The organism is Streptomyces sp. NPDC051104 (assembly GCF_040682835.1).
GTDB classification, from domain to species: Bacteria; Actinomycetota; Actinomycetes; order Streptomycetales; family Streptomycetaceae; genus Streptomyces; species Streptomyces cynarae.
In genome coordinates, this window is record NZ_JBFBBS010000038.1 from 1 (window position 1) to 23026 (window position 23026).

A 23026-nucleotide genomic window follows, 5' to 3' on the forward strand; every position below is an offset into this window, starting at 1 on the left:
GCGTCTTGTGTCGCGGGCAGCTCCCCGCCCGGCTCGTGGAAAACCACGACCCGGACGGCCACCAGGCGCCCGGGCCCCCCCCGGCCGGGGGCCCGGGCCCCGTCGCGATGTCGCGGGGTTCGGAGCTCTTCGGAGCTCTTACTCGCTGGGCGCCCAGTAGTCGAGCAGGGTGGCCGTGCCCGGTTCCAGCGCCTTCCAGGAGCCGTCGAAGGAGAGCACGGCGAAGGCGGCGGCCGGGAATCCGCGTCGGCTCATCCGCTCACGGGCATCGCCCTCGTTCGCACCGTTCAGGGCGTCGGCGAGGCCCTGGATGCCGGGGTTGTGGCCGATCAGGACCACGTTCCGCACGTCGTCGGCGATTTCGTTGAGCACGGCGATCAGCTCGCCGGGCGACGCCTCGTAGAGCCGCTCCTCATAGACGGTTTTCGGCCGATGCGGCAGCTCCTGGACGGCGAGCTTCCAGGTCTCGCGGGTGCGGACGGCGGTGGAGCACAGGGCCAGGTCGAAGGGGATGCCGGTCTCGGCCAGCTTGAGTCCGGCGGCGGCCGCGTCCTGGCGGCCCCGGTCGGCGAGCGGACGCTCGTGGTCGGGAACCTGCGGCCAGTCGGCCTTCGCATGCCGGAAGAGGACAATCCTGCGGGGTTCTGCGGAGCTCATGAGTCCCAGCTTCGCATGAAACAGGCCAACGGGCGCAGGGAGTTGGCAGCGCCGCGATCTGCCTGCTCACCGGCCTCCTCACCGCCGAGTCCGCAGGAAGCCCACCGCGTACACCCGGGCGGTGTCACGACCCGATCAGGCCGGGTCACTGCGCGTGGTGCGTCACCGCGTGCTGGACGCGCTCGAGGAGGTGGCTGAGGGCGGGATCGCCGCCGGCGCTCGCGTCCGCCGGGTTGAGTATCAGCGCCAGCAGGGCGATGAAGGCGAGCGTGGGCAGGGCGAGGGCCCACCAGGGCAGCCGGATGTCGACGCCGCCCACGCCGGGCGGGGCCGGGTGTGCGTACGGGCCGACATGGCTGCCTCCGTGGGTCCTCGAGTGGTCCATGGGCCGCCCTCGCGACCACATCTCGAAGGTACGGACGCGGCGGCCCTCAACCCATCCGGTGATCCACCCACTTGACCCTGACACTGACCCCCTAGGGGATGGTGGGGCCAGCACCACCATGGGCGGTCACCGGTGCGTGAACCGTGAGGCGATCGTCACGGTGAGGCGATGGTGGCGATGACGGCGATGATCGCGAAGATGGCGAAGAACGCGCCGAAGACGAGCAGCATCTTCTTCTGGCCGTTCTGGGGATTCGGTTCGAGCACGGGCATACGCCCAGTTTCGCACCCCTCCCCCGCCCGGGCCGCGGCGGGGGCGGCCCGTCGCTCAGCGCGTCGCCTCGTCCTCCACGATCCGGTCGCGGCCTGCCAGGACGCCCACCGCGATCTGCGGGAGCATGAGCCCGGCCATGAGCGCGAGCGGCCGGCCCCAACCGCCGCTGTGCTGGTAGAGGACGCCGACCAGCAGCGGCCCCGGGATCGACAGCAGATATCCGGTGCTCTGCGCGAACGCCGACAGCTTGGCCACGCCCGCGCCGGTGCGGGCCCGCATCCCCACCATGGTGAGCGCGAGCGGGAAGGCGCAGTTGGAGATGCCGAGCAGCACCGCCCACGCCCAGGCCCCGCCGGCCGGGGCCCAGTACAGGCCCGCGTATCCGGCCAGACCGCAGACACCGAGCGCGATCACGATCGGGCCCTGGTGCGGCAGCCGGGCGGCCAGCCGCGGGATGACGAAGGCGAGGGGCACGCCCATGACCATGGTGACGGCCAGCAGCACACCGGCCGTGCCGGCGGGCACCCCGGCGTCGCGGAAGATCTGCGCCATCCAGCCCATCGTGATGTAGGCCGCCGTGGCCTGGAGTCCGAAGAAGACGGCCAGCGCCCACGCGGTACGGCTACGGGTGATCCGCAGCCCGTCGGGCTCCACGCGCGCGGAGGCGGTGTCACTGTCCGGGAAGGCGGTGCAACTGTCCGCAGAGCCGGCACCGCGCGCGCGGGCGAACGGAATCCACGGCAGGACGGCCGCCGCCGCCAGCGCCGCCCACACGGCGAGCCCGGACTGCCACCGTCCGCCCAGGGCGTCGGTGATGGGCACCGTGAGCGCGGCCGCGACGGAGGTGCCCAGGGCGAGCGCCATGGAGTACAGGCCCGTCATCGAGCCCACCCGGTCGGGGAACCAGCGCTTGACGATCACGGGCATCAGGACGTTGCTGACCGCGATGCCCATCAGGGCGAGCGCGCTCGCGGCCAGGAAGCCGACGGTGCTCCCGGCGTACGGGCGGATCACCAGGCCGGCGGTGATCGCGGCCATTCCGCCGCACACCACGGCGCCCGGCCCGAAGCGGCGGGCGAGTCGTGGCGCCATGACGCCGAAGACGGCGAAGCAGAGCGGCGGCACGGAGGTGAGCAGGCCCGCGATGCTGCCGCTCATGCCGAGTCCGTCGCGCACCTCTTCCAGGAGGGCGCCGAGGCTGGTGATGGCGGGCCGCAGGTTGAGGGCGCAGAGGACGATGCCGACGACCAGCAGACGCGTCCGCCACGCGCGCGTGGCGGAGACCCCGGCATCGACCCGCTCCCCCTGGGAAACGCGTATCCGTGCGGACGTCGTCGTTCCGGTCTCTTCGGATGGCATGCCCACTATCATAGAATCATAGGATGACTATGGGTGCAGGGGGCTGCGTTACGCTCCCGATCATCCGGCCTCGCTCTCGGGCCCGCACGAAGGACGGTCATGCCGCTGAGCCACCCCCGCCGATCCGCGCTGTCCGAGCAGGTCATCGCCGAGCTGCGGAACCAGATCACCTCGGGTGAGTGGCCGGTGGGCTCCCGCATCCCCACCGAACCGGAACTGGTCGAGCAGCTGGGGGTCGCCCGCAACACGGTCCGTGAGGCCGTCCGCGCGCTCGCGCACAACGGCCTGCTGGACATCCGCCAGGGCTCCGGCACCTACGTGGTGGCTACCAGTGAGCTGGCGGGCGTGATGCACCGCCGCTTCGCCGGCGCCGACCCGGACCACATCGCCGAGCTGCGCCGCACCCTGGAGTCGAGCGCCGCCCGGCTGGCGGCCGAGCGGCGCACCGAGCGGGACCTCAAGCAGCTGGACGCCCTCCTCCTGCGCCGTGCGGAGGCGTGGGAGTCCGGGGACGCGGAGGCGTTCGTGACCGCCGACGCGACCTTCCACCTTGCCGTGGTGGCCGCGTCGCACAACGACGTGATGACCGCGATGTACGCGGACCTGGGCGAGGTGCTGCGGGACTGGCTGCGCGGTGACGTCGGCGAGGAGCTCACGCCGGAGGCGTACATGGACCACACGGCGCTGGTGGACGCGATCCGCGCGGGCGACGCCGACGCGGCGGGCGCAGCGGCGGCGAGCTATCCGCGCATGTGCGGTCCGGGGCGCCCGCGGTCCGTCGGTCGCTGAGGCCTGCTCACCTCTGGTGGGTGACCCACGCCGAGCGCACCGCCTCCCAGCACCGCCCGGCCAGCCGTACGGTCATCGCGGGCCCCGCCTCGGCCGGGGCGGTGTCGGTGTCGATGTCCCACCACTGGGCGCACTCGACGTGCAGGCTCACGTGATCGGTGTCCGGATAAGGGTTGTGGCAGTACGCGACGACATGGGCGCCGGTGACAAGGACCCGGCACTCGGAGCCGAAGGGCGCCGGGTCGGCGGACTTTCCGGCGTCCTCGCGCGCGTGCGAGGCGGTGTGCTTCCCGTGCGGCGGCATGGCGTCGTACGGCAGGACCGTCACCAGGGCGAGCGAGAGGAAGGCCGGGGCGAAGCGGTGGGACAAGCGCACAAGGGAACCTCCTCGGCCGTGCGGCGTGCGGGGCGGTGCGTTGCTCCCAGCGTGTGTCCCGGACGGCCCGGCACGCCCGGTCAGGTACTCCGAACGGGCTACGCCCCGCTCCCCGCGCACAGCGGGAAACGGGGCGTCGGCCCCGTACGAGCGGGCGATGCGGGCGCGTAAGCGATTGCGCAATCGCTTACGCGGGGCCAGAGCGCACGTTCACGCGCTCCACGGCGTACGCGCGGGCCTGCTCAGGCGCCGATGGCGTGAAGTCCGCCGTCCACGTGGATGATCTCGCCGGTGGTCTTCGGGAACCAGTCACTGAGCAGCGCCACGACACCGCGGCCGGCCGGCTCCGGATCCTTCAGGTCCCACTCCAGCGGGGACCGGGAGTCCCAGACGGAGGCCAGCTCGCTGAAGCCCGGGATGGACTTGGCGGCCATGGAGCCGAGCGGGCCCGCGGAGATGAGGTTGCAGCGGATGTTCTGCTTGCCCAGGTCGCGCGCCATGTAGCGGCTGGTCGCCTCCAGGGCGGCCTTGGCCGGGCCCATCCAGTCGTACTGCGGCCAGGCGAACTGGGCGTCGAAGGTGAGGCCGACGACCGAGCCGCCGTTCTGCATCAGCGGCAGGCAGGCCGTGGTCAGCGACTTCAGCGAGTACGCCGAGACATGCATGGCGGTGGCCACGGACTCGAACGGCGTGTTGAGGAAGTTGCCGCCGAGCGCGTCCTGCGGCGCGAAGCCGATGGAGTGCACGACGCCGTCGAGGCCGCCCAGCTCCTCGCCGACGATGTCGGCCAGCCGGCTGAGGTGCTCGTCGTTGGTGACGTCCAGCTCGATGACCTTGGTGGGCTTCGGCAGCTTCTTGGCGACGCGCTCGGTCAGCGTGGGGCGCGGGAACGCGGTCAGGATGATCTCCGCGCCCTCCTCCTGGGCCAGTTTGGCCGTGTGGAAGGCGATGGAGGACTCCGTCAGCACACCGGTGATCAGGACGCGCTTGCCCTCGAGAATTCCGCTCATGGTGATCAGTGACCCATTCCCAGTCCGCCGTCAACGGGGATGACGGCTCCAGTGATGTACGAGGCGTCGTCCGAGGCGAGGAACCGCACCGTCGCGGCGATCTCCTCCGGCTGCGCGTAACGGCCGAGCGGCACCTGCGAGACGATGTTCTGGCGCTGCTCGTCGGTGAGCACCTTGGTCATGTCGGTGTCGACGAAACCGGGCGCGACGACGTTGAAGGTGATGTTGCGTGAGCCCAGCTCACGGGCGAGGGAGCGCGCGAAGCCGACCAGGCCGGCCTTGGAGGCGGCGTAGTTGGCCTGCCCCGCCGAGCCGAGCAGTCCGACGACCGAGGAGATCAGCACCACGCGGCCCTTCTTGGCGCGCAGCATGCCGCGGTTGGCGCGCTTGACGACGCGGAAGGTGCCGGTCAGGTTGGTCTCGACGACGGAGGTGAAGTCCTCCTCGGACATCCGCATGAGAAGCTGGTCCCGTGTGACGCCGGCGTTGGCGACGAGGACCTCGACCGGGCCGTGCTGGGCCTCGATCTCCTTGTAGGCCTGCTCCACCTGCTCGGTGTCGGTGATGTCGCACTTGACCGCGAGGCAGCCCAATTCCTTCAGGGCGGCCGGCGGCTCACCCGAGCGGTACGTGATCGCGACCTTGTCGCCGGCGTCGGCGAACGCGCGGGCGATGGCGAGGCCGATGCCCCGGTTGCCTCCAGTGACGAGAACCGAGCGGCTCAACGGATCACCCTTTCGTTAGCGGTCTGGAACCCCTGCAGGACAGGCGCCTACGTCGAAAACCTATCGGTCCGGCCCACCGCGCGGACAATCGGGCACCGACAGTGGCGTAGGGGACTCACTGTCGGGTCCCTACAGAAGCGTCCGCCGTGGGGACGGTCGCGGACGCGTGGGTCCGGCCACCGGACGCAAAGGTGTGGTCCCTGCCCCCGCCCGCGCGACATGATCGGACCCGACAGGCCACGACAGCAGGGAGACCTCCGTGCCTCATTCCATCGACGAAGCCTTCACGGCACTGCCGCTGCGGGCCCTGGCCGACGCCGCGCTGGCACGCGCGCGGTCGCTCGGGGCCGAGCACGCCGACTTCCGGCTCGAGCGGGTGCGCAGTGCCGCCTGGCGACTCAGGGACGGCAAGCCCGCCGGGTCCTCGGACACCACCGACCTGGGGTACGCGGTGCGGGTCGTGCACGGCGGGACCTGGGGGTTCGCCTCGGGTGTCGATCTGACCCAGGACGCCGCCGCCAAGGTCGCGTCGCTGGCCGTGGCGATGGCAAAGCTGTCGGCGCAGGTGATCAAGGCGGCGGGGTCCGATGAGCAGGTGGAGTTGGCGGACGAGCCGGTGCACGCGGGGAAGACCTGGGTCTCGTCGTACGAGATCGATCCCTTCACCGTGCCCGACGAGGAGAAGACGGGTCTGCTCGCCGAGTGGAGCGGGCGGCTGCTCGCGGCCGACGGGGTCAACCACGTCGACGCCTCGCTGCTGACTGTCCACGAGAACAAGTTCTACGCAGACACGGCGGGGACCGTGACCACCCAGCAGCGCGTGCGGCTGCATCCGCAGCTGACCGCCGTGTCGGTGGACGAGTCCACCGGTGAGTTCGACTCCATGCGCACCCTCGCGCCGCCGGTCGGGCGCGGGTGGGAGTACCTGACGGGCACCGGCTGGGACTGGGACTCGGAGCTGGAACAGATCCCGGGGCTGCTCGCCGAGAAGATGCGCGCGCCGAGCGTCGAGGCCGGGGTGTACGACCTGGTCGTCGACCCGTCCAACCTGTGGCTGACCATCCACGAGTCCATCGGGCACGCCACCGAACTGGACCGGGCCCTCGGCTACGAGGCCGCGTACGCCGGCACCTCCTTCGCCACCTTCGACCAGCTCGGCAAGCTGAGGTACGGCTCCGAGCTGATGAACGTCACCGGCGACCGCACCGCCGAGCACGGGCTCGCAACGATCGGGTACGACGACGAGGGCGTGGCGGCGCAGAGCTGGTCACTCGTCAAGGACGGGACGCTGGTCGGCTACCAGCTGGACCGGCGCATCGCGAGGCTCACCGGTTTCGAGCGGTCCAACGGGTGCGCGTACGCCGACTCCCCCGCGCACGTACCGGTGCAGCGCATGGCCAACGTGTCGCTGCAGCCGGACCCGGCCGGGCTGTCGACGGAGGATCTCATCGGGGGCGTGGACCGGGGCATCTACGTCGTCGGGGACCGCTCCTGGTCCATCGACATGCAGCGCTACAACTTCCAGTTCACCGGGCAGCGGTTCTTCAGGATCGAGAACGGGCGGATCACCGGTCAGCTGCGGGATGTCGCCTACCAGGCGACGACGACGGACTTCTGGGGCTCCATGGCGGCCGTCGGCGGCCCCCAGACATATGTCCTCGGCGGCGCCTTCAACTGCGGCAAGGCCCAGCCGGGCCAGGTCGCGTCCGTCTCGCACGGCTGCCCGTCCGCTCTCTTCAGGGGCGTCAACATTCTGAACACCACGCAGGAGGCCGGTCGATGAGCGCCCGTACGAACAAGCCGCACGAGATCGTCGAGCGTGCTCTCGAGCTGTCCCGCGCGGACGGGTGTGTCGTCATCGCCGACGAGCACTCCACCACCAATCTGCGGTGGGCGGGCAACGCGCTGACCACGAACGGTGTCACGCGCGGGCGCACCCTCACCGTCGTCGCGACCGTCGACGGCAAGGAGGGCACGGCCTCCGGGGTCGTCTCCCGCTCGGCGGTCACCGCGGACGAGCTGGAGCCGCTGGTCCGGGCCGCGGAGGCCGCCGCGCGCGGCGCCGGGCCGGCCGAGGACGCGCAGCCGCTGGTCACGGGCGTGGCCGAGTCGCCGGACTTCACGGACGCGCCCGCCGAGACCTCCTCCACCGTCTTCACGGACTTCGCGCCGGCGCTCGGAGAGTCGTTCGCCCGAGCCCGTGCGGGCGGGCGCGAACTGTACGGCTTCGCCAACCACGAGCTCGTGTCGACGTACCTGGGCACGTCGACAGGGCTGCGGCTGCGCCACGACCAGCCGAACGGCACGCTGGAGCTGAACGCCAAGTCGCCCGACCGTACGCGTTCGGCGTGGGCGGGGCGTTCGACCCGCGACTTCAAGGACGTCGACCCGGCGGCGCTGGACGCGGAGCTGGCCCAGCGGCTGGCGTGGGCGGAGCGCAGGATCGAGCTGCCCGCGGGCCGCTACGAGACACTGCTGCCCCCGACGGCGGTCGCGGACCTGCTGATCTACCAGCTGTGGTCGGCGTCGGCCCGGGACGCGGCCGAGGGCCGTACGGTCTTCAGCAAGCCCGGCGGCGGCACCCGCATCGGTGAGAAGCTCTCCGAGCTGCCGCTGACCCTGCGCAGCGATCCGAACGAGCCCGGTCTGGAGACACCGCCCTTCGTGGTCGCGCACGCCTCCGGCGACGACATGTCGGTGTTCGACAACGGGCTGCCGGTGCAGGCCACCGAGTGGATCGGCGACGGCGAGCTGAAGCACCTGACGACCACCCGGCACACCGCGGCCCTGACCGGTCTGCCGCTCGCACCCGCGATCGGGAACCTGATCCTGGACGGGGGCTCCGACCGCTCCCTGGAGGAGATGGTCTCCGACACCGAGCGCGGGCTGCTGCTGACCTGCCTGTGGTACATCCGCGAGGTGGATCCGGCCACCCTGCTGCTCACCGGCCTGACCCGGGACGGCGTCTACCTGGTCGAGAACGGCGAGGTCGTCGGCGAGGTCAACAACTTCCGGTTCAACGAGTCCCCGGTCGACCTGCTGGGCCGCGCCACCGAGGCCGGCCGCACGGAGAAGACCCTGCCGCGCGAATGGAGCGACTGGTTCACCCGGGCCGCGATGCCGCCGCTTCGGGTGCCGGACTTCAACATGAGCTCGGTCAGCCAGGGCGTGTGACTCCCTGGGGCACGCAGGGCAGGAGGGAGGGGCGGTCCCGTCATGGGCCCGCCCCTTCGCCGTACCGTCATGCCCGCTGTCTGCTGCCCCTGCGTGTCATGTACGCCATCTCGCCGATGAAGACGAGGAGGACCGCCGCGGCGAGCTGGAGGGCGTGGCGGCCCCAGTCGATGCCCGGGGTGGCGGCGATGCCGATGGCGCGGGCGACGGCGTTCCCGACGAGGCCGCCGATCGTGCCCAGGAGGGTGGTCAGCCACAGCGGGCTGTGCTGCCTGCCCGGCAGGATGAGCTTGGCCAGCAGGCCCAGCACGAATCCGACGATGATCGCCCACAACCAGCCCATGACTGCCTCCTCGACTCCTCGCACGGTTGTACGGCTCGACGTGAGACGTGAGCAGTACGCCCAGTCTCGGACCGCCCGCCGTACGGCGCACGCCCGGATCACCCGTACGCGGGGTGCGCGCCGCGTACGCGCAGGCAGGAGCCGCCCCGGTCTCGATGGCGGCGGGGGCGCGGCGTAACGTGGTGAGTGTTCGGGCTCGGGTCCTGACCGGCTACGGGGCAGGTACGGGCCGGGGAGAGTCCGGGACAGGCGGGTGGTGCGGTGTGATGCGGAAGCGGAGCAGCAGCGACAGCAACGCCCAGGTGTTCCGGATCACGGGCGCCCGGCAGGGGCTCGAGGCGGACGTGCGCGGCCGGCAGCGCCGCTATGTCGTGTCGATGAGCATCCGCACGGTGTCGGTGATCCTCGCGGCCACCCTGTGGAACGTGGAGCGGCCCGTCGCGATCATCGCGCTGGTGCTCGGCGGCGTGCTGCCCTACATCGCCGTGGTCATCGCCAATGCCGGGCGTGAGAACGCGCCGTCACTGCCGTCGACGTTCATCGACGTCCCGGTGCATCCGATGATCGCGCCGCCGGCGGCGGACGCCTCGAAGGAATCCGGCCAGGACGACGCCACGGCGGAGCCGGCGGCGGGAGTCCCGAGCGAACCACGCGAGCGGACCTGACCACGGCGGATGCCGGGCAAGCGGAATCGCACCCAGCGCCAAGCTCAGGAAAAGCTCAGATCAATCATGTTGTTCCGGTGCCGGGTACTGGGTTACCCGTGACATACTTCGTACGCGCTCCGCATCCCCCGTCGGAGCGACAGACCGACGCCGGGCAGCTCCCCCCGTGGCTGCTCGGCGTCGCCTTGTTTGCCGTGGCTGTGAGACGAAGCTGTGACTGACGAAACCCCGATCTGCTCCGCCAAGGGCTGCCGTGCCGACGCCGTGTGGGTGCTGGCGTGGAACAACCCGAAGATCCACACGCCGGAGCGCCGCAAGACGTGGCTGGCGTGCAAGGAGCACCGGGAGCATCTGTCCCAGTTCCTCGGTGTGCGGGGGTTCCTGAAGGACGTCGTCAAGCTGGAGGACTGGGAAGCGCCCGAAGGCGCCTGACACCCCAGCAGGCCCTAACCCCCGATCGCCGACATCGGCCGGTCCGGCTGGACGAACGACGGGTCGTCCAGTCCCGCGCCCGCCTTCTTGCCCCACATCGCGAGCCGCCAGATGCGGGCGATCTCCTCGTCCGGAGCGCCGGAGCGGAGTGCGCCGCGCAGGTCGGTCTCCTCGGTGGCGAACAGGCAGGTGCGTATCTGGCCGTCGGCCGTCAGGCGGGTGCGGTCGCAGGCCGCGCAGAACGGGCGGGTGACGGAGGCGATGACGCCGACGCGGTGCGGACCGCCGTCGACCAGCCAGCGTTCGGCCGGGGCCGAGCCGCGCTCCCCGGCGCCCTCGGGGGTCAGCTCGAAGCGGGCGCGCAGCGAGGCGAGGATGTCCCCGGCGGTGACCATGCCTTCGCGCTTCCAGCCGTGCTGGGCGTCCAGTGGCATCTGCTCGATGAAGCGCAGCTCGTAGTCGTGCTCGATCGCCCAGGCGAGCAGGTCCGGGGCCTCGTCGGAGTTCAGGCCCGGCATGAGGACCGCGTTGACCTTGACCGGGGTCAGGCCGGCCTCCCTGGCGGCCGTCAGGCCGTGGAGGACGTCCTTGTGGCGGTCCCTGCGGGTGAGGGTCTTGAAGACGTCCGGGCGCAGGGTGTCCAGCGAGACGTTCACCCGGTCCAGGCCCGCCGCCTTCAGGGCCGCCGCCGTGCGTCCGAGGCCGATGCCGTTGGTGGTGAGGGACATCTGGGGGCGGGGCCGGAGGGCCGCGACGCGCTCCACGATGCCGACCAGACCGGGGCGCAGCAGCGGCTCGCCGCCGGTGAAGCGGACCTCCTCGATGCCCAGTGAGGTGACCGCGACGTCGATCAGGCGGACGATCTCGTCGTCCGTGAGCAGGTCGGCCTTGGCCAGCCACTGCAGGCCCTCCTCGGGCATGCAGTACGTGCAGCGCAGATTGCACCGGTCGGTCAGCGAGACCCTGAGGTCAGTGGCCACCCGGCCGTAGGTGTCGATGAGCACGTGGCCCCCTCCCTCGTCGCGGATCACACATTCTCCGTCACCTGCACCATCACCTGAGAGCCTACGTGACGCCACCGACAACGACAGCGGCCCGTTCCCACGAGGGACGACGCGGCCGCGTCGTAGGACCCTACGATCCTGACGACGCGGCCGTCGGCGAGTAGCGGATCTCAGTGCGCCCCGGTGCCGGTCAGCGACCGCACCTCCAGTTCGGCGTACTTGCCGGCGTCGGGCTCCTCCTTCGACAGGAGGGTGCCCAGCCAGCCCAGCAGGAAGCCGACCGGGATGGAGATGATGCCCGGGTTCTCCAGCGGGAACCATTGGAAGTCGGCGTCCGGGAACATCGACGTCGGCTTGCCCGAGACCACCGGCGAGAACAGCACCAGGCCGACGGCGGTGACCAGGCCGCCGTAGATCGACCACAGGGCACCGGAGGTGGTGAAACGCTTCCAGAAAAGGCTGTAGAGGATCGTCGGCAGGTTGGCGGAGGCGGCGACCGCGAAGGCCAGGGCGACCAGGCCGGCGACGTTCAGGTCACGGGCCAGGGCGCCGAGGACGATGGACACGGCACCGATGCCGACCGTCGCCCAGCGGGCCGCGCTCACCTCCTGCTTCTCGGTGGCGGTGCCCTTCTTGATGACGTTGGCGTAGATGTCGTGCGCGAACGACGAGGAGGATGCCAGGGTCAGGCCGGCCACGACCGCGAGGATGGTGGCGAAGGCGACCGCGGAGATGGTGGCCAGCAGGATCGCGCCCCCGTTGGAGTCCACCCCGCCGAGGTGGAGGGCCAGCAGCGGGGCCGCCGTGTTGCCCGCCTTGTTGGAGGCGATGATCTCGTCCGGTTTGATCAGCGCGGCGGCGCCGAAACCGAGGGCGAGGGTCATCAGGTAGAAGGCACCGATGAGGCCGATCGCCCAGTTCACGGACTTCCGGGCGGCCTTGGCGGTGGGCACGGTGTAGAAGCGGATCAGAATGTGCGGCAGGCCGGCGGTGCCGAGGACCAGGGCGATGCCGAGGGAGATGAAGTCCAGCTTGGTGGTACCGGTGGCGCCGTACTTCAGGCCGGGTTCCAGGAAGGCCGAGCCCTTGCCGCTGTTGGCGGCGGCCTTGCCGAGCAGGTCGGAGATGTTGAAGTGGAACTTCAGCAGCACCAGGAAGGTCAGCAGCAGGGCGCCCGCGATCAGCAGCACGGCCTTGACCATCTGCACCCAGGTGGTGCCCTTCATACCGCCGATCGTGACGTACACGATCATCAGCACGCCGACCAGGGCCACGATGCCGATCTTGCCGCCGTCGCTGGTGATGCCCAGCAGCAGGGAGACGAGGACTCCCGCACCCGCCATCTGGGCCAGCAGGTAGAAGATCGACACGACGATCGTGGAGGTGCCGGCGGCGGTGCGGACCGGGCGCTGGCGCATGCGGTAGGCGAGGACGTCGCCCATGGTGTAGCGGCCGGAGTTGCGCAACGGCTCGGCGACCAGGAGCAGGGCGACGAGCCAGGCGACCAGGAACCCGATGGAGTACAGGAAGCCGTCGTAGCCGAAGAGGGCGATGGCACCCGCGATGCCCAGGAAGGACGCCGCGGACATGTAGTCGCCGGACACGGCGAGGCCGTTCTGGAAGGCGGTGAACTGGCGTCCGCCCGCGTAGAAGTCGGCGGCGTCCTTGGTCTGGCGGCCCGCCCAGACGGTGATGACGAGGGTCGCGGCGACGAACACCGCGAACAGGGTGATGATCAGCGGCCGGTGCTTGCTCGCCTCACCGGCGGCCAGGACGAGCGCGGGGCTCATGCGCGGCCCTCCATCCGGGACTTGATGGCCTCGGCCTTGAGGTCGAGCTTGGCTGCGGCGTGCCGTGCGTACCACCAGGCGATCAGGAACGTGGTGAGGAACTGGGCGAGGCCGAGCACGAGGGCGACGTTGACGTTGCCGAAGAGCTTGGTGCCCATGAAATCGCCGGCGTAGTTCGACAGCAGGACGTAGGCCAGGTACCAGGCGATGAACGCCACGGTCAGCGGGAAGGCGAACGAGCGGTGGGAGCGGCGCAGTTCGGCGAATTCGGCGCTCTGTTGCACCGCGCCGAACTCCTCGGCGGACGGCAGGACGTGTTCGGTCCTGGAGGGGGGAGGTGCGTCGGTGGCCACGGTGTCTCCTCGGCGTTGCGGGTGGGGTGACGGCAATCACGTAACCGGTTGCGACCGTAGCGCTCCGGAATGTGATCTGACAGGGGCCCTCGGCCGTGTGCGGGCTCCCTGCCCTGGGTCACGGCGCCGCGCGGGGGCCGGTTCAACTCCCTTTTTTTCTTTCGCTTGAACTTGTTGCTGGCCGACCGGGGCGGCGGATAGCTTCACCCTGCACCACTCGTCATGTACCTGTCGGTCACGTCATCCGTGTCCGGCAGGTTCACGTTTTCCGGATGATGTGGAGACCCCATGGCTCATCGCCGTCTCAGACGCCGCCTCGCCCTGGCCGTACCGGTCGTGCTGTCGCTCACCGCCTCGCTTGGCTTCCTGCCGGGTGCCGCGTCGGCCGCCCCGCGCACCGCCACCACCGCCCAGACCGCCGACGGGCAGGAATTCGCCTACGTCGTCAACACCCGGACGGACCGTCACACGCTGTCGACGGTGCGGCAGGCGATAGCCGCGGCCGGCGGCACGATCGTGGTGACCTACGACGAGATCGGCGTGATCGTCGCGCACTCCGCCAATCCGGACTTCGCCCGCACCCTCCGCGCCGTCCGTGGAGTGCAGTCCGCGGGCGCGACCCGGACCGCCCCGCTGACGGCCGCCGGCACGACGGACGAGGGCGCCGCACAGTACCTGACGAAGGCGGAGGCGGCGAAGATCACGAAGTCCTCGGCGACCGCGGACGGCAGTGAGCCCCTCGAGGCCGACCAGTGGGACCTGCGCGCGATAGGCGCCGACAAGGCCGCGAAGATCAACCCGGGCAGCCGCAACGTCACGGTCGCCGTCATCGACACCGGTGTCGACGACACGCACCCGGACCTCGCGCCGAACTTCTCCGCGTCGCAGTCCGCGAACTGCGTCGGCGGCAAGGCGGACACCACGTACGGCGCCTGGCGGCCGGCGAAGCCCGAGCACTACCACGGCACCCATGTCGCCGGCGAGATCGCGGCGGCCCGCAACGGCATCGGCGTCGCCGGTGTCGCCCCGAACGTCAAGGTCTCCGCCATCAAGGTGGCCGACCCGGTCAACGAGCTCTTCTACCCCGAGAGCGTCGTCTGCGCGTTCGTGTTCGCCGCCGATCACGGCGTCGAGATCACGAACAACAGCTACTACGTGGACCCGTGGCTGTACAACTGCATGGACGACCCGGACCAGCGGGCCATCGTCGACGCTGTCAACCGGGCCCAGCTGTACGCCCAGCGCAAGGGCACCCTCAACGTCGCCTCGGCGGGCAATTCCAACGACGACCTGGACTCCCACGCCCTGGTCGACGATTCCAGCCCCGACGACTCGACCGCGGTGACCCGCACGGTCGACCCGCACGAGTGCTTCGACGTGCCGACCCAGCTGCCGGGCGTCGTCACGGTGAGCGCGACGGGAGTCACCAACGCCAAGTCCTACTACTCCAGTTACGGCGACGGCGTGATCGACGTGGCGGGCCCGGGCGGAGACAAGTACCAGATCCCGGACACGCCGTCGAAGAACGGGCGCATCCTCTCCACGATGCCGAACGACCAGTACGGCTTCCTGCAGGGCACGTCGATGGCGTCGCCGCACGTCGCGGGCGTGGCCGCGCTGCTGAAGTCGGCGCACCCGTGGGCGACCCCGGCCCAGCTCCAGGCGCTCCTCAAGGCGCAGGCGGACAACCCGGGCTGCCCGACCGCCCCCTACGACGGCGACGGCGACGGGGTCATGGACGCGACCTGCGTGGGCGGCAAGCGCGTGAACGGGTTCTACGGCTTCGGCGTCGTCAACGCCCTACGAGCGGTGAAGTGACGTGGAGGGGCCGGGTCCTGTCCGGCCCCCTTCCCCATGTTGATCAAGTACACCCTGCATAGTGCCCTCATGACCGATACGAACATGGCGTGGGCGGCACTCGGCGGGGATCCCGCGCTGGTGCCGAGGATCTCGACCGTCGTACGGGAGGGTGCGCTGCCCTCGCGGCTTGCCGTACGGGAGGTGGCGCGGGCCTGCGTCGGGGTGTGCGCGCTGGCCGCCGCCGAGTGGGGCGCCCGGCGGGCCGGGCTGCCGGCCGTGCCCGAGGTGCGGGTCGACGACGGGGCTGTGGCCACCGCCTTCCACAGCGAGCGGCATCTGCTGGTCGACGGCCGCGAACCGGTCAACTTCGGGCCGCTTTCGCGGTTCTGGCGCACGGCGGACGGTTGGGTGCGCACGCACGCGAACTATCCGCACCACCGCAAGCGGCTGCTGGGTACCCTGGGGCTGGCCGCGGACGCGTCCGTGGAGACCGTGGCCGCCGCACTCGCCGAGCGGTCGTCCCTCGAGGTGGAGGAGAGTGTGTACGCGGCCGGGGGGCTCGCGGTCGCGCTGCGCACGCCCGGGGAGTGGGCGGCGCACGAACAGGGGCGGACGATCGCCGCACACCCGCTGGTGGGTCGTGAGCGGCTCGACGAGGCACCCGTACGCCCGGTCGTGCCGCTCGACGGCGAGCCGCTGCTGCCCGCCGCGGGCCTCCGCGTCCTGGACCTCACCCGGGTCATCGCGGGTCCGGTGGCCACCCGGACCCTGGCGCTGCTCGGCGGGGACGTCCTGCGGATCGACGCTCCGCAGCTTCCGGAACTCCCCGACCAGCACGCCGACATGGACATCGGCAAGCGGTCCGCCGTGCTCGACCTGCGGGCGTCCGCGGACCGCCGGACCTTCGAGGAACTGCTCACGGAGGCGGACGTGGTCGTCGCGGGCTACCGGCCCGGCGCACTCGACCGGTTCGGGCTCTCCGCCGAGCAACTGGCCGAGCGCCGGCCCGGCCTGGTCGTGGCGCAGGTGTCGGCGTGGGGCGCGTACGGGCCGTGGCGCGGACGGCGGGGCTTCGACAGCCTGGTGCAGGTCGCCACCGGTATAGCGGTGACCGAGGGTTCGGCCGAGCAGCCGGGCGCGCTGCCCGCGCAGGCCCTCGATCACGGCACGGGGTATCTGCTGGCCGGGGCGGTCCTGAGGTCCCTGACCGAGCAGACCGAGGAGGGCGGGACCCGGGTCGTACGGCTGGCGCTGGCGCGGACGGCGGCCTGGTTGACGGACGGGACCGCCCGGGACAAGGGGTCGGCGGAGGCGGCGTACGACGGCCCGGCCCCCTGGCTCGCGGAGACCGACAGCGCGCTGGGCCGGCTGCGCCACGCACTGCCACCGGTCCGTTTCGCGGGCGGCCCGGTCGACTGGGCGCGCCCGCCGGGCCGGTGGGGAGAGGATCCCACGCGGTGGGACGGGGCGCGGCTCGGGGGCCGAGGCACCGGGCGGTGAGCGGGGCACGCCTCGGGGACCGAGGACCGGGCGGCCGGAATCGTGTCCCTGGGCGGAATGCCGGTCCCTCAGTTGAATGACTTCGGTTGCCCTGTTCTGTGGCGACTGGCGAAGATCGTGACGTGAGCTCGATACGACCCGGCGCCGAATCCGACGGGACGGACGCCGACACGGCGTCCGCGCCCCTCGCGGTCGCCGCCCCCGTCGTCCGTCCCTCGGTCCGCCGTGCCGTCGCCGTGCTCGCCCTCGTGACGGCCGCCGCCCTGATACCGCTGCTCGGCCCCTCGGCCGCGTTGCACGGCACGGGTGAGGCGGCCGCGCCCGCTGTCGGCGGCATCGGACTGCTGCGTACGGCGCTGTTCGCGGCGCTGTGCGTATCCGTCGGCGAGCTCTTCGTCACCCGTCTGGCCCGCCGGGTGCCGGGCGCGCCCCTGGCCGAGTCGCCGCGCAGCTGGGCGCCCTGCGCGGCCGGCGCGGGTTTCGTCGCGGCGCTGGGGCTCGCCTCGGTCATCGCCACCGCCTTGCGGTGATCACCGCGACGAGGGTGTGGAGCTCGCTGCGCGGTATGCCACCGGACACGATCCTCGACCAGCTCACCACGACCGCCTACGGCCGGACCCTGCTCGCCAAGGTGCTGCTCGTGGCCGTCGTCGGCGTGCTCGCCCCGGCCGCGTGGCTGCGGCGCGCCGCCGACCCGCTCAGTGCCTGCGCCCCCGCCCGCGCGGAGGTGGTGGCGCTGGGCCCGGTCGTCGCGGTGTCGGGCCTGCTGACGGCGCTGCCGGTGCCGATCCGCTGGTCATGACCGGACGTGGCGTGGCGAGCGTGCCCCGCACCACCTTCGGTCACACCCCCGCCGCCGCCAGCAACGCCCCCGCCGCATAGGTGACCCCCATCGCCAGCGCCCCGCCCACCACGTTCCGCCCCACGGCCCGGCCCGGTTTCGCCGCGCCCAGGCGGGCGCTGCACCAGCCGGTGATGACGAGGGCCGCCAGGACGGACGCCACCGTGACCGGGAGGCGGACGCCGGCCGGTGGGAGCACGATCGCCAGCAGGGGGAGCAGCGCCCCCACCGTGAACGCCAGGAAGCTCGCCCACGCCGCGTGCCAGGGGTTCATCAGCTCGTCGGGGTCGATGCCGAGTTCCACGCGCGCGTGGGCGCGCAGTGCGTCGCGTGCCGTCAACTGCACCGCGGCCTCGCGGGCCACGTCCGGGGACAGGCCGCGCTGCTCCAGTATCTCCGCCAGTTCCTCGAGCTCGGCCTCCGGTTGCTCCCTCAGTTCCCGCCTCTCCAGGGCCAGCGCCGCCTGCTCCGAGTCCCGTTGGGTGGACACGGACACGTACTCGCCCGCCGCCATCGACATGGAGCCGGCCAGCAGCCCGGCGAGGCCGGCCGTCAGCAGCGTTCCGCGGTCCGTCGTCGCCCCGGCGACGCCGACCACCAGGCCCGCCGTGGACACGATGCCGTCGTTGGCGCCGAGCACCGCCGCCCGCAGCCAGTTCAGCCGCGCCCCGAGGGCGCCGCCGTGTGCCTCGTCGTGCGTGGGTTCCATCACACGGGGAGGATGGCACCTCATGAGGCGGACGGCACCCGGGCGCGCCCGTCACCGGCTCCCCTGACGGGACCTCAGCTACGGTGCCGTCAACTGCTGCCACAGCGCTTCAGGGTTGTGCGCCCGGCGCCAGAGACCGCGGGTCGCAGGTAGGGGCGTGAGGCTGTCAGTCGTGGCCCGTATCCTCAGTGACCATGCTCGAAGACCGTACGACCGCAGCGTCCCCGGCCGCCTGGCCGGCCGCGTATCCGGAGGGGTACGCGGTCGTCGACGTGGAGACCACCGGCCTGGCCCGGGACGACCGGATCATCTCGGCCGCCGTCTACCGGCTGGACGCGCGCGGTGAGGTCGAGGACCACTGGTACACGCTGGTCAACCCGGAGCGCGACCCGGGCCCGGTGTGGATCCACGGTCTGACGAGCGAGGCCCTCGAAGGGGCGCCCCTGTTCCAGGACATCGCCGAGGAGTTCGCGGCCCGGCTCGACGGCCGCGTGCTCGTCGCGCACAACGCGGTCTTCGACTGGCAGATGATCGCCCGGGAGTACGCGCGCGCCGAGCGCGAGGCGCCGGTCCGTCAGCGGCTGTGCACCATCGCGCTGTCGAAGGAACTGCGCCTGCCGCTGGCCAACCACAAGCTGGAGACGCTGGCCGCGCACTTCGGGGTGGTCCAGCAGCGGGCGCACCACGCGCTGGACGACGCGCGGGTGCTGGCCGAGGCGTTCCGGCCGAGTCTGCACGCCGCCGCCCGGGACGGCGTACGGTTGCCGCTGCTGGAGTGCCGCCCGCTGACGGAGTGGTCCGCCACCCCCACGGTGCCCCGCCAGTCCTCCGGGGGCTACCGCCCGAGCAGTTGGCGCCCCTCCCGCAGGCGCCCCTCCTGCCCCTACCCCAACCCGGGGCGGTACGAGGAAGGCAAGCGGCTCAAGCAGGGCATGCGGGTGGCGTTCTCCGGGGACACCTCGGTCGACCGGGAGTTGCTGGAGGACCGTGCCGTCGAGGCGGGGCTGCACGTGGCGACGAGCCTGTCCCGGCTCACCAGCCTGCTCGTCACCAACGACCCGGACTCGGGCACGTCCAAGACGGCGAAGGCGCGGGAGTACGGGACACCGGTGATCGACGAGGCCGCGTTCGGGCAACTGCTGCGGGACGTGGAGCCCGCGTCGCCGGAGTGACCCGTACCGTCGGCGGAGTGACCCGTACGGACGGGTGATTGCCGCGCGACTCGCCCGGCGCCCGCTCGCCCGCGCCGCGGCGACGGCTCACGCTGTGGCGCATGGCACGTTGCGAGGTCTGCGGAAACGACTACGGCATGACGTTCGAGGTGCACGCGCAGGGCGCGGTGCACGTCTTCGACTGTTTCGCCTGCGCCATCCACCGTATGGCGCCCATCTGCGAACACTGTCGCGTCCAGATCATCGGCCAGGGCGTCGACGTCGACGGCCACTGGTACTGCGGCGCGCACTGCGCCCGCGCGGAGGGGCAGGTGGGAATCGTCGACCGGGTCTGAGGCACCCCCGTGCGGGCGCGGCACGGTCCGAGATGTACCGTCGTGGGGTGTACCGCTTCCTGTTGTCCCGGCAGTGGGTGATCCTCACCCTCGTGGCTCTCCTGCTCATCCCCACGATGATCAGGCTGGGTTTCTGGCAGCTGCACCGTCACGACCACAGGCAGGCGCTGAACAAGCTGATCGACGAATCGCTGGCGGCGACGCCCGTGCCCGCCGAGTCGCTCACCTCGGTGGGCGGGACCGTCCGGCACGAGGACCTCTACCGCCGGGTGACCGCCAAGGGCCACTTCGACACGGCGCACGAACTGGTGGTGCGTCGCCGTACGAACGCCAACGGTGACGTCGGCTACCACGTGGTGACTCCTTTCGTGCTGAACGACGGCAGGACGCTCCTCGTCAACCGGGGCTGGATCGACTCCGCCGCCTCGCAGACCACCTTCCCGCAGATCCCGGCGCCCGCCCAGGGCGAGATCACGGTCACCGGCCGGCTGATGCAGGACGAGACGACGGCCGCGAGCGGCATCAAGAACCTCAAAGGGTTGCCCGACCGCCAGATCATGCTGATCAACAGCCAGCAGGTCGGCTCTTTGCTGCGCGACGCGGGCGACACCTCCGCCAAGGAGATGCTCGGCGGCTACGTCGAACTGGTCTCCCCCGCCCCGAAGGGCGGCAGCCCCGAGGTGATCCCGTCGCCCAAGGAGGACAGCAGCTGGATCGGCCTCGGAGACATCAATCTGCCGTACGCGGTCCAGTGGTGGCTGTTCGCGGCGGGCGTCCCCTTCGGCTGGGTGATCCTGGTCCGCCGCGAGGCCAGGGAGCGGGCGAAGGCGGCGCAGGAGACGAGCGAGGAGCCGGCACCGGCCACGGTATGACCCAGGCCGACCGCCGGCGGTCGGCCTGGCGGTCCTGCGAGTAGGGAACGTGCGGGGCGGGCGCGCGGGCGTCAGGGGGGACGGCGCGCCCGCCCGCGGGTGATCCGCCGGTCTCAGCAGCAGCGGCCCTGCGGATGGGTCTCCCGGTGCAGCGTGCGCAGCACCTCGTAGTCGCGGCGGGTGGGCACCGGAGCGAGGGGGTGGTGGCGGCGGTGCCGCTCGCGGTAACGGTCGTACTCCGCCTCCCCGGTCAGCTCACGCAGGTACCAGCGCACGGCTCCCGCCCACTGCCGGGCGTTCATGACCGGGCTGCCACCAGTGCGTCGGCTGCCTGCTCGGGCACGTCGAGATGGGATTCCACGTACGGCGCCTCGGTGGTCGGCAGTGCCCCCGGGCGATGGTGATGAACAGGAACGGGAACAGGGATCCGGCGAAGACCGGGCCCGCGCCCGAGCTCGCGAACTTGCTCACGGCGTCCGCGTGCAGCACCGGTGCGGCGACCACGACGCCGACCGCGAGCAGCCCGATGGTGCCGATCTCCATGAAGGCATACCCCGTCGGACCCGGGGGTGATCTTCTCCGGCGCGGGTGCCACGAGCATGGACAGCGCCACGCACTCACTCCCCCGGCCCACCCCCTGATTGCCCCGTCTTCCCATCGGGAACCCGCTCCCCGTGCACCCGCGGATCGAGGACTACGCACTCATCGGCGACGAACAGACCGCCGCCCTGGTCGCCCGGGACGGGTCCATCGACTGGCTGTGCCTGCCCCGCTTCGACTCGCCCGCCTGCTTCGCCAAGCTGCTCGGCACCGAGGAGCACGGCCACTGGAGGATCGCGCCCAGGGGCGTCCACCTGTACACGCGCCGCGCCTACCGTCCCGACACCCTCGTCCTCGACACCGACTGGGACACCCCGGACGGCACGGTCCGCGTCACCGACTTCATGCCCCAGCGCGACCGCGCCCCCGACGTCGTACGCGTCATCGAGGGCCTGGACGGCCGGGTCACCATGCACGGTGAGCTCCGGCTGCGCTTCGACTACGGCTCGATCGTGCCGTGGATGCGGCGGAGCGACGGTCACCGGGTGGCCGTGGCAGGACCCGACTCGGTGTGGTTGCGCAGTGAGCCCCCCGTGCGCACCTGGGGCAAGGACTTCGCCACCCGCTCCGAGTTCACGGTCGGCAAAGGGGACAAGGTCGCCTTCGTCCTGACCTGGCACCCCTCGCACGAGCCCCGCCCCGCCCTCGTCGACCGTTCGAGGCGCTGGAGCGCAGTGTCGAGGACTGGCGCGCGTGGGCGGCGCGGTGCCGTTACCGCGGCCCGCACCGGGACGTCGTGGTCCGCTCCCTGATCACCCTCAAGGCGCTCACCTACGCGCCCACCGGCGGTATCGTCGCGGCCCCCACGACCTCCCTGCCGGAGTCCCTGGGCGGCGTACGCAACTGGGACTACCGCTACAGCTGGCTGCGCGACTCCACGCTCACCCTCCAGGCCCTGCTGGCGGCCGGCTACCACGAGGAGGCCGAGGCCTGGCGTGACTGGCTGCTGCGCGCGGTCGCCGGCAACCCGGCGGACCTGCAGATCATGTACGGCATCTCGGGCGAGCGGCGGCTGCCCGAGTATGAGCTGCCCTGGCTGCCCGGTTTCCACGGCTCGGTGCCGGTCCGGGTCGGCAACGACGCGGTGAGGCAGTTCCAGCTGGACGTGTACGGCGAGGTCATCGACTCGCTGTCGGTGGCCCGCAGCGCGGGCCTGCCCGTCAGACCGCACATGTGGCGGGTGCAGTGCGCGCTGCTGGAGTTCCTGCGGACGGCCTGGCGGCAACCGGACGCGGGACTGTGGGAGGTGCGCGGGCGGCGCCGCCACTTCGTGTACTCGAAGGTGATGGCATGGGTGGCCGCCGACCGCGCCCTGCGCACCCTGGAGGAGCATCCGCACCTCGACGGCGACCTCGACGGCTGGCGGGCCATGCGGGAGGAGGTGCACCGGGAGGTGTGCGAGCGGGGCTACGACCCCGACCGGAACACGTTCACCCAGTACTACGGCTCACGGGCGCTCGACGCCTCGCTGCTGCAGATCCCGCTCGTCGGCTTCCTGCCACCGGACGACCCGCGGGTGAAAGGCACGATCGACGCGGTGCGCGCGGAGCTGTCCTGCGACGGTCTCCTGCTCCGGTACGACCTGCGGCACACGGACGTGGATCCGCTGCCGGGCGGGGAGGGCGCGTTCCTCGCGTGCTCGTTCTGGCTCGCGGACGCCCTGCGCCTCACCGGCCGCACGGACGAGGCCCGGGAGCTGTTCGAACGGCTGGTCGGGCTGTGCAACGACGTCGGTCTGCTCGCCGAGGAGTACGACCCTGTGACCGGCCGGCAGCTCGGCAACTTCCCGCAGGCGTTCAGCCATCTCGGCCTGGTGGGGACCGCCCTCGCCCTGGACTGGGGCGAGAGGGCAGGATAGGGGC

At 71.6% G+C, this 23026-nt stretch carries 22 protein-coding genes and 4 pseudogenes; 12 read left to right on the forward strand and 14 right to left on the reverse strand.

The window, feature by feature from the left end; translation table 11 throughout:
• Window positions 1-138: 138 nt before the first annotated feature.
• The 4 genes and pseudogenes from AB0N14_RS32370 to AB0N14_RS32385 form a co-directional block, all read right to left on the reverse strand.
• The gene (locus AB0N14_RS32370) at window positions 139-657 is read right to left on the reverse strand and encodes a histidine phosphatase family protein (protein WP_366029267.1); all 519 of its coding nucleotides are present in this window, start codon (window positions 655-657) and stop codon (window positions 139-141) included.
• Window positions 658-802: 145 nt separating this feature from the next.
• Window positions 803-1011 (reverse strand): annotated as a pseudogene (locus tag AB0N14_RS32375) (hypothetical protein).
• Window positions 1012-1197: 186 nt separating this feature from the next.
• Window positions 1198-1314 (reverse strand): SGM_5486 family transporter-associated protein, encoded by a 117-nt coding sequence (locus tag AB0N14_RS32380; RefSeq protein WP_103844373.1) that lies wholly within the window; start codon window positions 1312-1314, stop codon window positions 1198-1200.
• Between the two features lie 55 nt (window positions 1315-1369).
• Complete coding sequence (locus AB0N14_RS32385) at window positions 1370-2686, reverse strand: CynX/NimT family MFS transporter (protein WP_366029268.1); 1317 nt, start codon at window positions 2684-2686, stop codon at window positions 1370-1372.
• An 87-nt stretch (window positions 2687-2773) separates the two neighbouring features.
• Here AB0N14_RS32385 and AB0N14_RS32390 point away from each other — a divergent pair, with 87 nt between their 5' ends.
• The gene (locus AB0N14_RS32390; RefSeq protein ID WP_366029269.1) at window positions 2774-3463 is read left to right on the forward strand and encodes a FadR/GntR family transcriptional regulator; all 690 of its coding nucleotides are present in this window, start codon (window positions 2774-2776) and stop codon (window positions 3461-3463) included.
• A 7-nt stretch (window positions 3464-3470) separates the two neighbouring features.
• Here AB0N14_RS32390 and AB0N14_RS32395 read toward each other — a convergent pair whose 3' ends face one another.
• The 3 genes from AB0N14_RS32395 to fabG all read right to left on the reverse strand — a co-directional run bounded on the left by AB0N14_RS32395 (window position 3471) and on the right by fabG (window position 5574).
• Window positions 3471-3839, reverse strand: a complete 369-nt coding sequence (locus tag AB0N14_RS32395) for a hypothetical protein (RefSeq protein ID WP_366029270.1) — start codon at window positions 3837-3839, stop codon at window positions 3471-3473.
• 242 nt (window positions 3840-4081) lie between these two features.
• Entirely contained in the window at window positions 4082-4849 is a 768-nt protein-coding gene (fabI, locus tag AB0N14_RS32400) for an enoyl-ACP reductase FabI (RefSeq protein WP_366029271.1), read from the reverse strand.
• 5 nt (window positions 4850-4854) lie between these two features.
• On the reverse strand, window positions 4855-5574 hold the full coding sequence (gene fabG / locus AB0N14_RS32405; RefSeq protein ID WP_366029272.1) for a 3-oxoacyl-[acyl-carrier-protein] reductase: 720 nt from the start codon (window positions 5572-5574) through the stop codon (window positions 4855-4857).
• A 259-nt stretch (window positions 5575-5833) separates the two neighbouring features.
• Here fabG and AB0N14_RS32410 point away from each other — a divergent pair, with 259 nt between their 5' ends.
• Together AB0N14_RS32410 and AB0N14_RS32415 are read left to right on the forward strand one after the other, a co-directional pair.
• Window positions 5834-7357 carry a TldD/PmbA family protein gene (locus AB0N14_RS32410; protein WP_366029273.1) on the forward strand — a complete coding sequence of 508 codons (1524 nt, stop codon included), beginning with the start codon at window positions 5834-5836 and terminating at the stop codon, window positions 7355-7357.
• Entirely contained in the window at window positions 7354-8748 is a 1395-nt protein-coding gene (locus AB0N14_RS32415) for a TldD/PmbA family protein (protein WP_366029274.1), read from the forward strand. The genes AB0N14_RS32410 and AB0N14_RS32415 overlap by 4 nt, the downstream gene beginning before the upstream one ends.
• Before the next feature lie 67 nt (window positions 8749-8815).
• Here the strand turns inward: AB0N14_RS32415 and AB0N14_RS32420 are convergent, their stop codons facing one another.
• Entirely contained in the window at window positions 8816-9091 is a 276-nt protein-coding gene (locus AB0N14_RS32420; protein ID WP_366029275.1) for a GlsB/YeaQ/YmgE family stress response membrane protein, read from the reverse strand.
• 266 nt (window positions 9092-9357) lie between these two features.
• On the opposite strand from AB0N14_RS32420, the gene AB0N14_RS32425 reads away from it, so the two are divergent.
• Window positions 9358-9756, forward strand: coding sequence for a DUF3099 domain-containing protein (locus tag AB0N14_RS32425; protein ID WP_366029276.1), 399 nt, complete (start codon window positions 9358-9360; stop codon window positions 9754-9756).
• 213 nt (window positions 9757-9969) lie between these two features.
• Window positions 9970-10188 (forward strand): hypothetical protein, encoded by a 219-nt coding sequence (locus AB0N14_RS32430; RefSeq protein ID WP_366029277.1) that lies wholly within the window; start codon window positions 9970-9972, stop codon window positions 10186-10188.
• 14 nt (window positions 10189-10202) lie between these two features.
• Here AB0N14_RS32430 and moaA read toward each other — a convergent pair whose 3' ends face one another.
• From moaA to AB0N14_RS32445, 3 genes are all read right to left on the reverse strand, one after another.
• Window positions 10203-11192: a GTP 3',8-cyclase MoaA gene (gene moaA, locus AB0N14_RS32435; protein ID WP_366029317.1), complete on the reverse strand. Its 990-nt coding sequence runs from the start codon at window positions 11190-11192 to the stop codon at window positions 10203-10205.
• A 170-nt stretch (window positions 11193-11362) separates the two neighbouring features.
• Window positions 11363-12982: a cation acetate symporter gene (locus tag AB0N14_RS32440; protein ID WP_366029278.1), complete on the reverse strand. Its 1620-nt coding sequence runs from the start codon at window positions 12980-12982 to the stop codon at window positions 11363-11365.
• Window positions 12979-13335 (reverse strand): DUF485 domain-containing protein, encoded by a 357-nt coding sequence (locus AB0N14_RS32445; protein WP_366029279.1) that lies wholly within the window; start codon window positions 13333-13335, stop codon window positions 12979-12981. The genes AB0N14_RS32440 and AB0N14_RS32445 overlap by 4 nt, the downstream gene beginning before the upstream one ends.
• Window positions 13336-13623: 288 nt before the next feature.
• Here AB0N14_RS32445 and AB0N14_RS32450 point away from each other — a divergent pair, with 288 nt between their 5' ends.
• The 3 genes and pseudogenes from AB0N14_RS32450 (at window position 13624) to AB0N14_RS32460 (ending at window position 17437) form a co-directional block, all read left to right on the forward strand.
• Window positions 13624-15153, forward strand: coding sequence for a S8 family serine peptidase (locus AB0N14_RS32450; protein ID WP_366029280.1), 1530 nt, complete (start codon window positions 13624-13626; stop codon window positions 15151-15153).
• A gap of 69 nt (window positions 15154-15222) precedes the next feature.
• A complete protein-coding gene (locus tag AB0N14_RS32455; RefSeq protein WP_366029281.1) occupies window positions 15223-16635 on the forward strand; it encodes a CoA transferase in 1413 nt (470 codons plus the stop codon).
• A gap of 236 nt (window positions 16636-16871) precedes the next feature.
• Window positions 16872-17437, forward strand: a pseudogene (locus tag AB0N14_RS32460) (hypothetical protein).
• A gap of 40 nt (window positions 17438-17477) precedes the next feature.
• Here AB0N14_RS32460 and AB0N14_RS32465 read toward each other — a convergent pair.
• Complete coding sequence (locus AB0N14_RS32465) at window positions 17478-18188, reverse strand: VIT family protein (RefSeq protein WP_366029283.1); 711 nt, start codon at window positions 18186-18188, stop codon at window positions 17478-17480.
• A 191-nt stretch (window positions 18189-18379) separates the two neighbouring features.
• Here AB0N14_RS32465 and AB0N14_RS32470 point away from each other — a divergent pair, with 191 nt between their 5' ends.
• The 3 genes from AB0N14_RS32470 (at window position 18380) to AB0N14_RS32480 (ending at window position 20564) form a co-directional block, all read left to right on the forward strand.
• Window positions 18380-19357, forward strand: a complete 978-nt coding sequence (locus tag AB0N14_RS32470) for a DEDDh family exonuclease (RefSeq protein WP_366029284.1) — start codon at window positions 18380-18382, stop codon at window positions 19355-19357.
• A gap of 101 nt (window positions 19358-19458) precedes the next feature.
• Window positions 19459-19692 carry a hypothetical protein gene (locus tag AB0N14_RS32475; protein ID WP_103845200.1) on the forward strand — a complete coding sequence of 78 codons (234 nt, stop codon included), beginning with the start codon at window positions 19459-19461 and terminating at the stop codon, window positions 19690-19692.
• A 47-nt stretch (window positions 19693-19739) separates the two neighbouring features.
• Window positions 19740-20564 carry an SURF1 family protein gene (locus AB0N14_RS32480; protein ID WP_366029285.1) on the forward strand — a complete coding sequence of 275 codons (825 nt, stop codon included), beginning with the start codon at window positions 19740-19742 and terminating at the stop codon, window positions 20562-20564.
• A gap of 113 nt (window positions 20565-20677) precedes the next feature.
• On the opposite strand, the gene AB0N14_RS32485 is transcribed toward AB0N14_RS32480, so the two are convergent.
• Complete coding sequence (locus tag AB0N14_RS32485; RefSeq protein ID WP_366029286.1) at window positions 20678-20866, reverse strand: YbdD/YjiX family protein; 189 nt, start codon at window positions 20864-20866, stop codon at window positions 20678-20680.
• 91 nt (window positions 20867-20957) lie between these two features.
• Window positions 20958-21110 (reverse strand): annotated as a pseudogene (locus tag AB0N14_RS32490) (carbon starvation CstA family protein); the annotation flags it as partial.
• Between the two features lie 128 nt (window positions 21111-21238).
• Between AB0N14_RS32490 and AB0N14_RS32495 the strand changes: the two are divergent.
• Window positions 21239-23022, forward strand: a pseudogene (locus tag AB0N14_RS32495) (glycoside hydrolase family 15 protein).
• The last annotated feature ends 4 nt before the right edge of the window (window positions 23023-23026 follow it).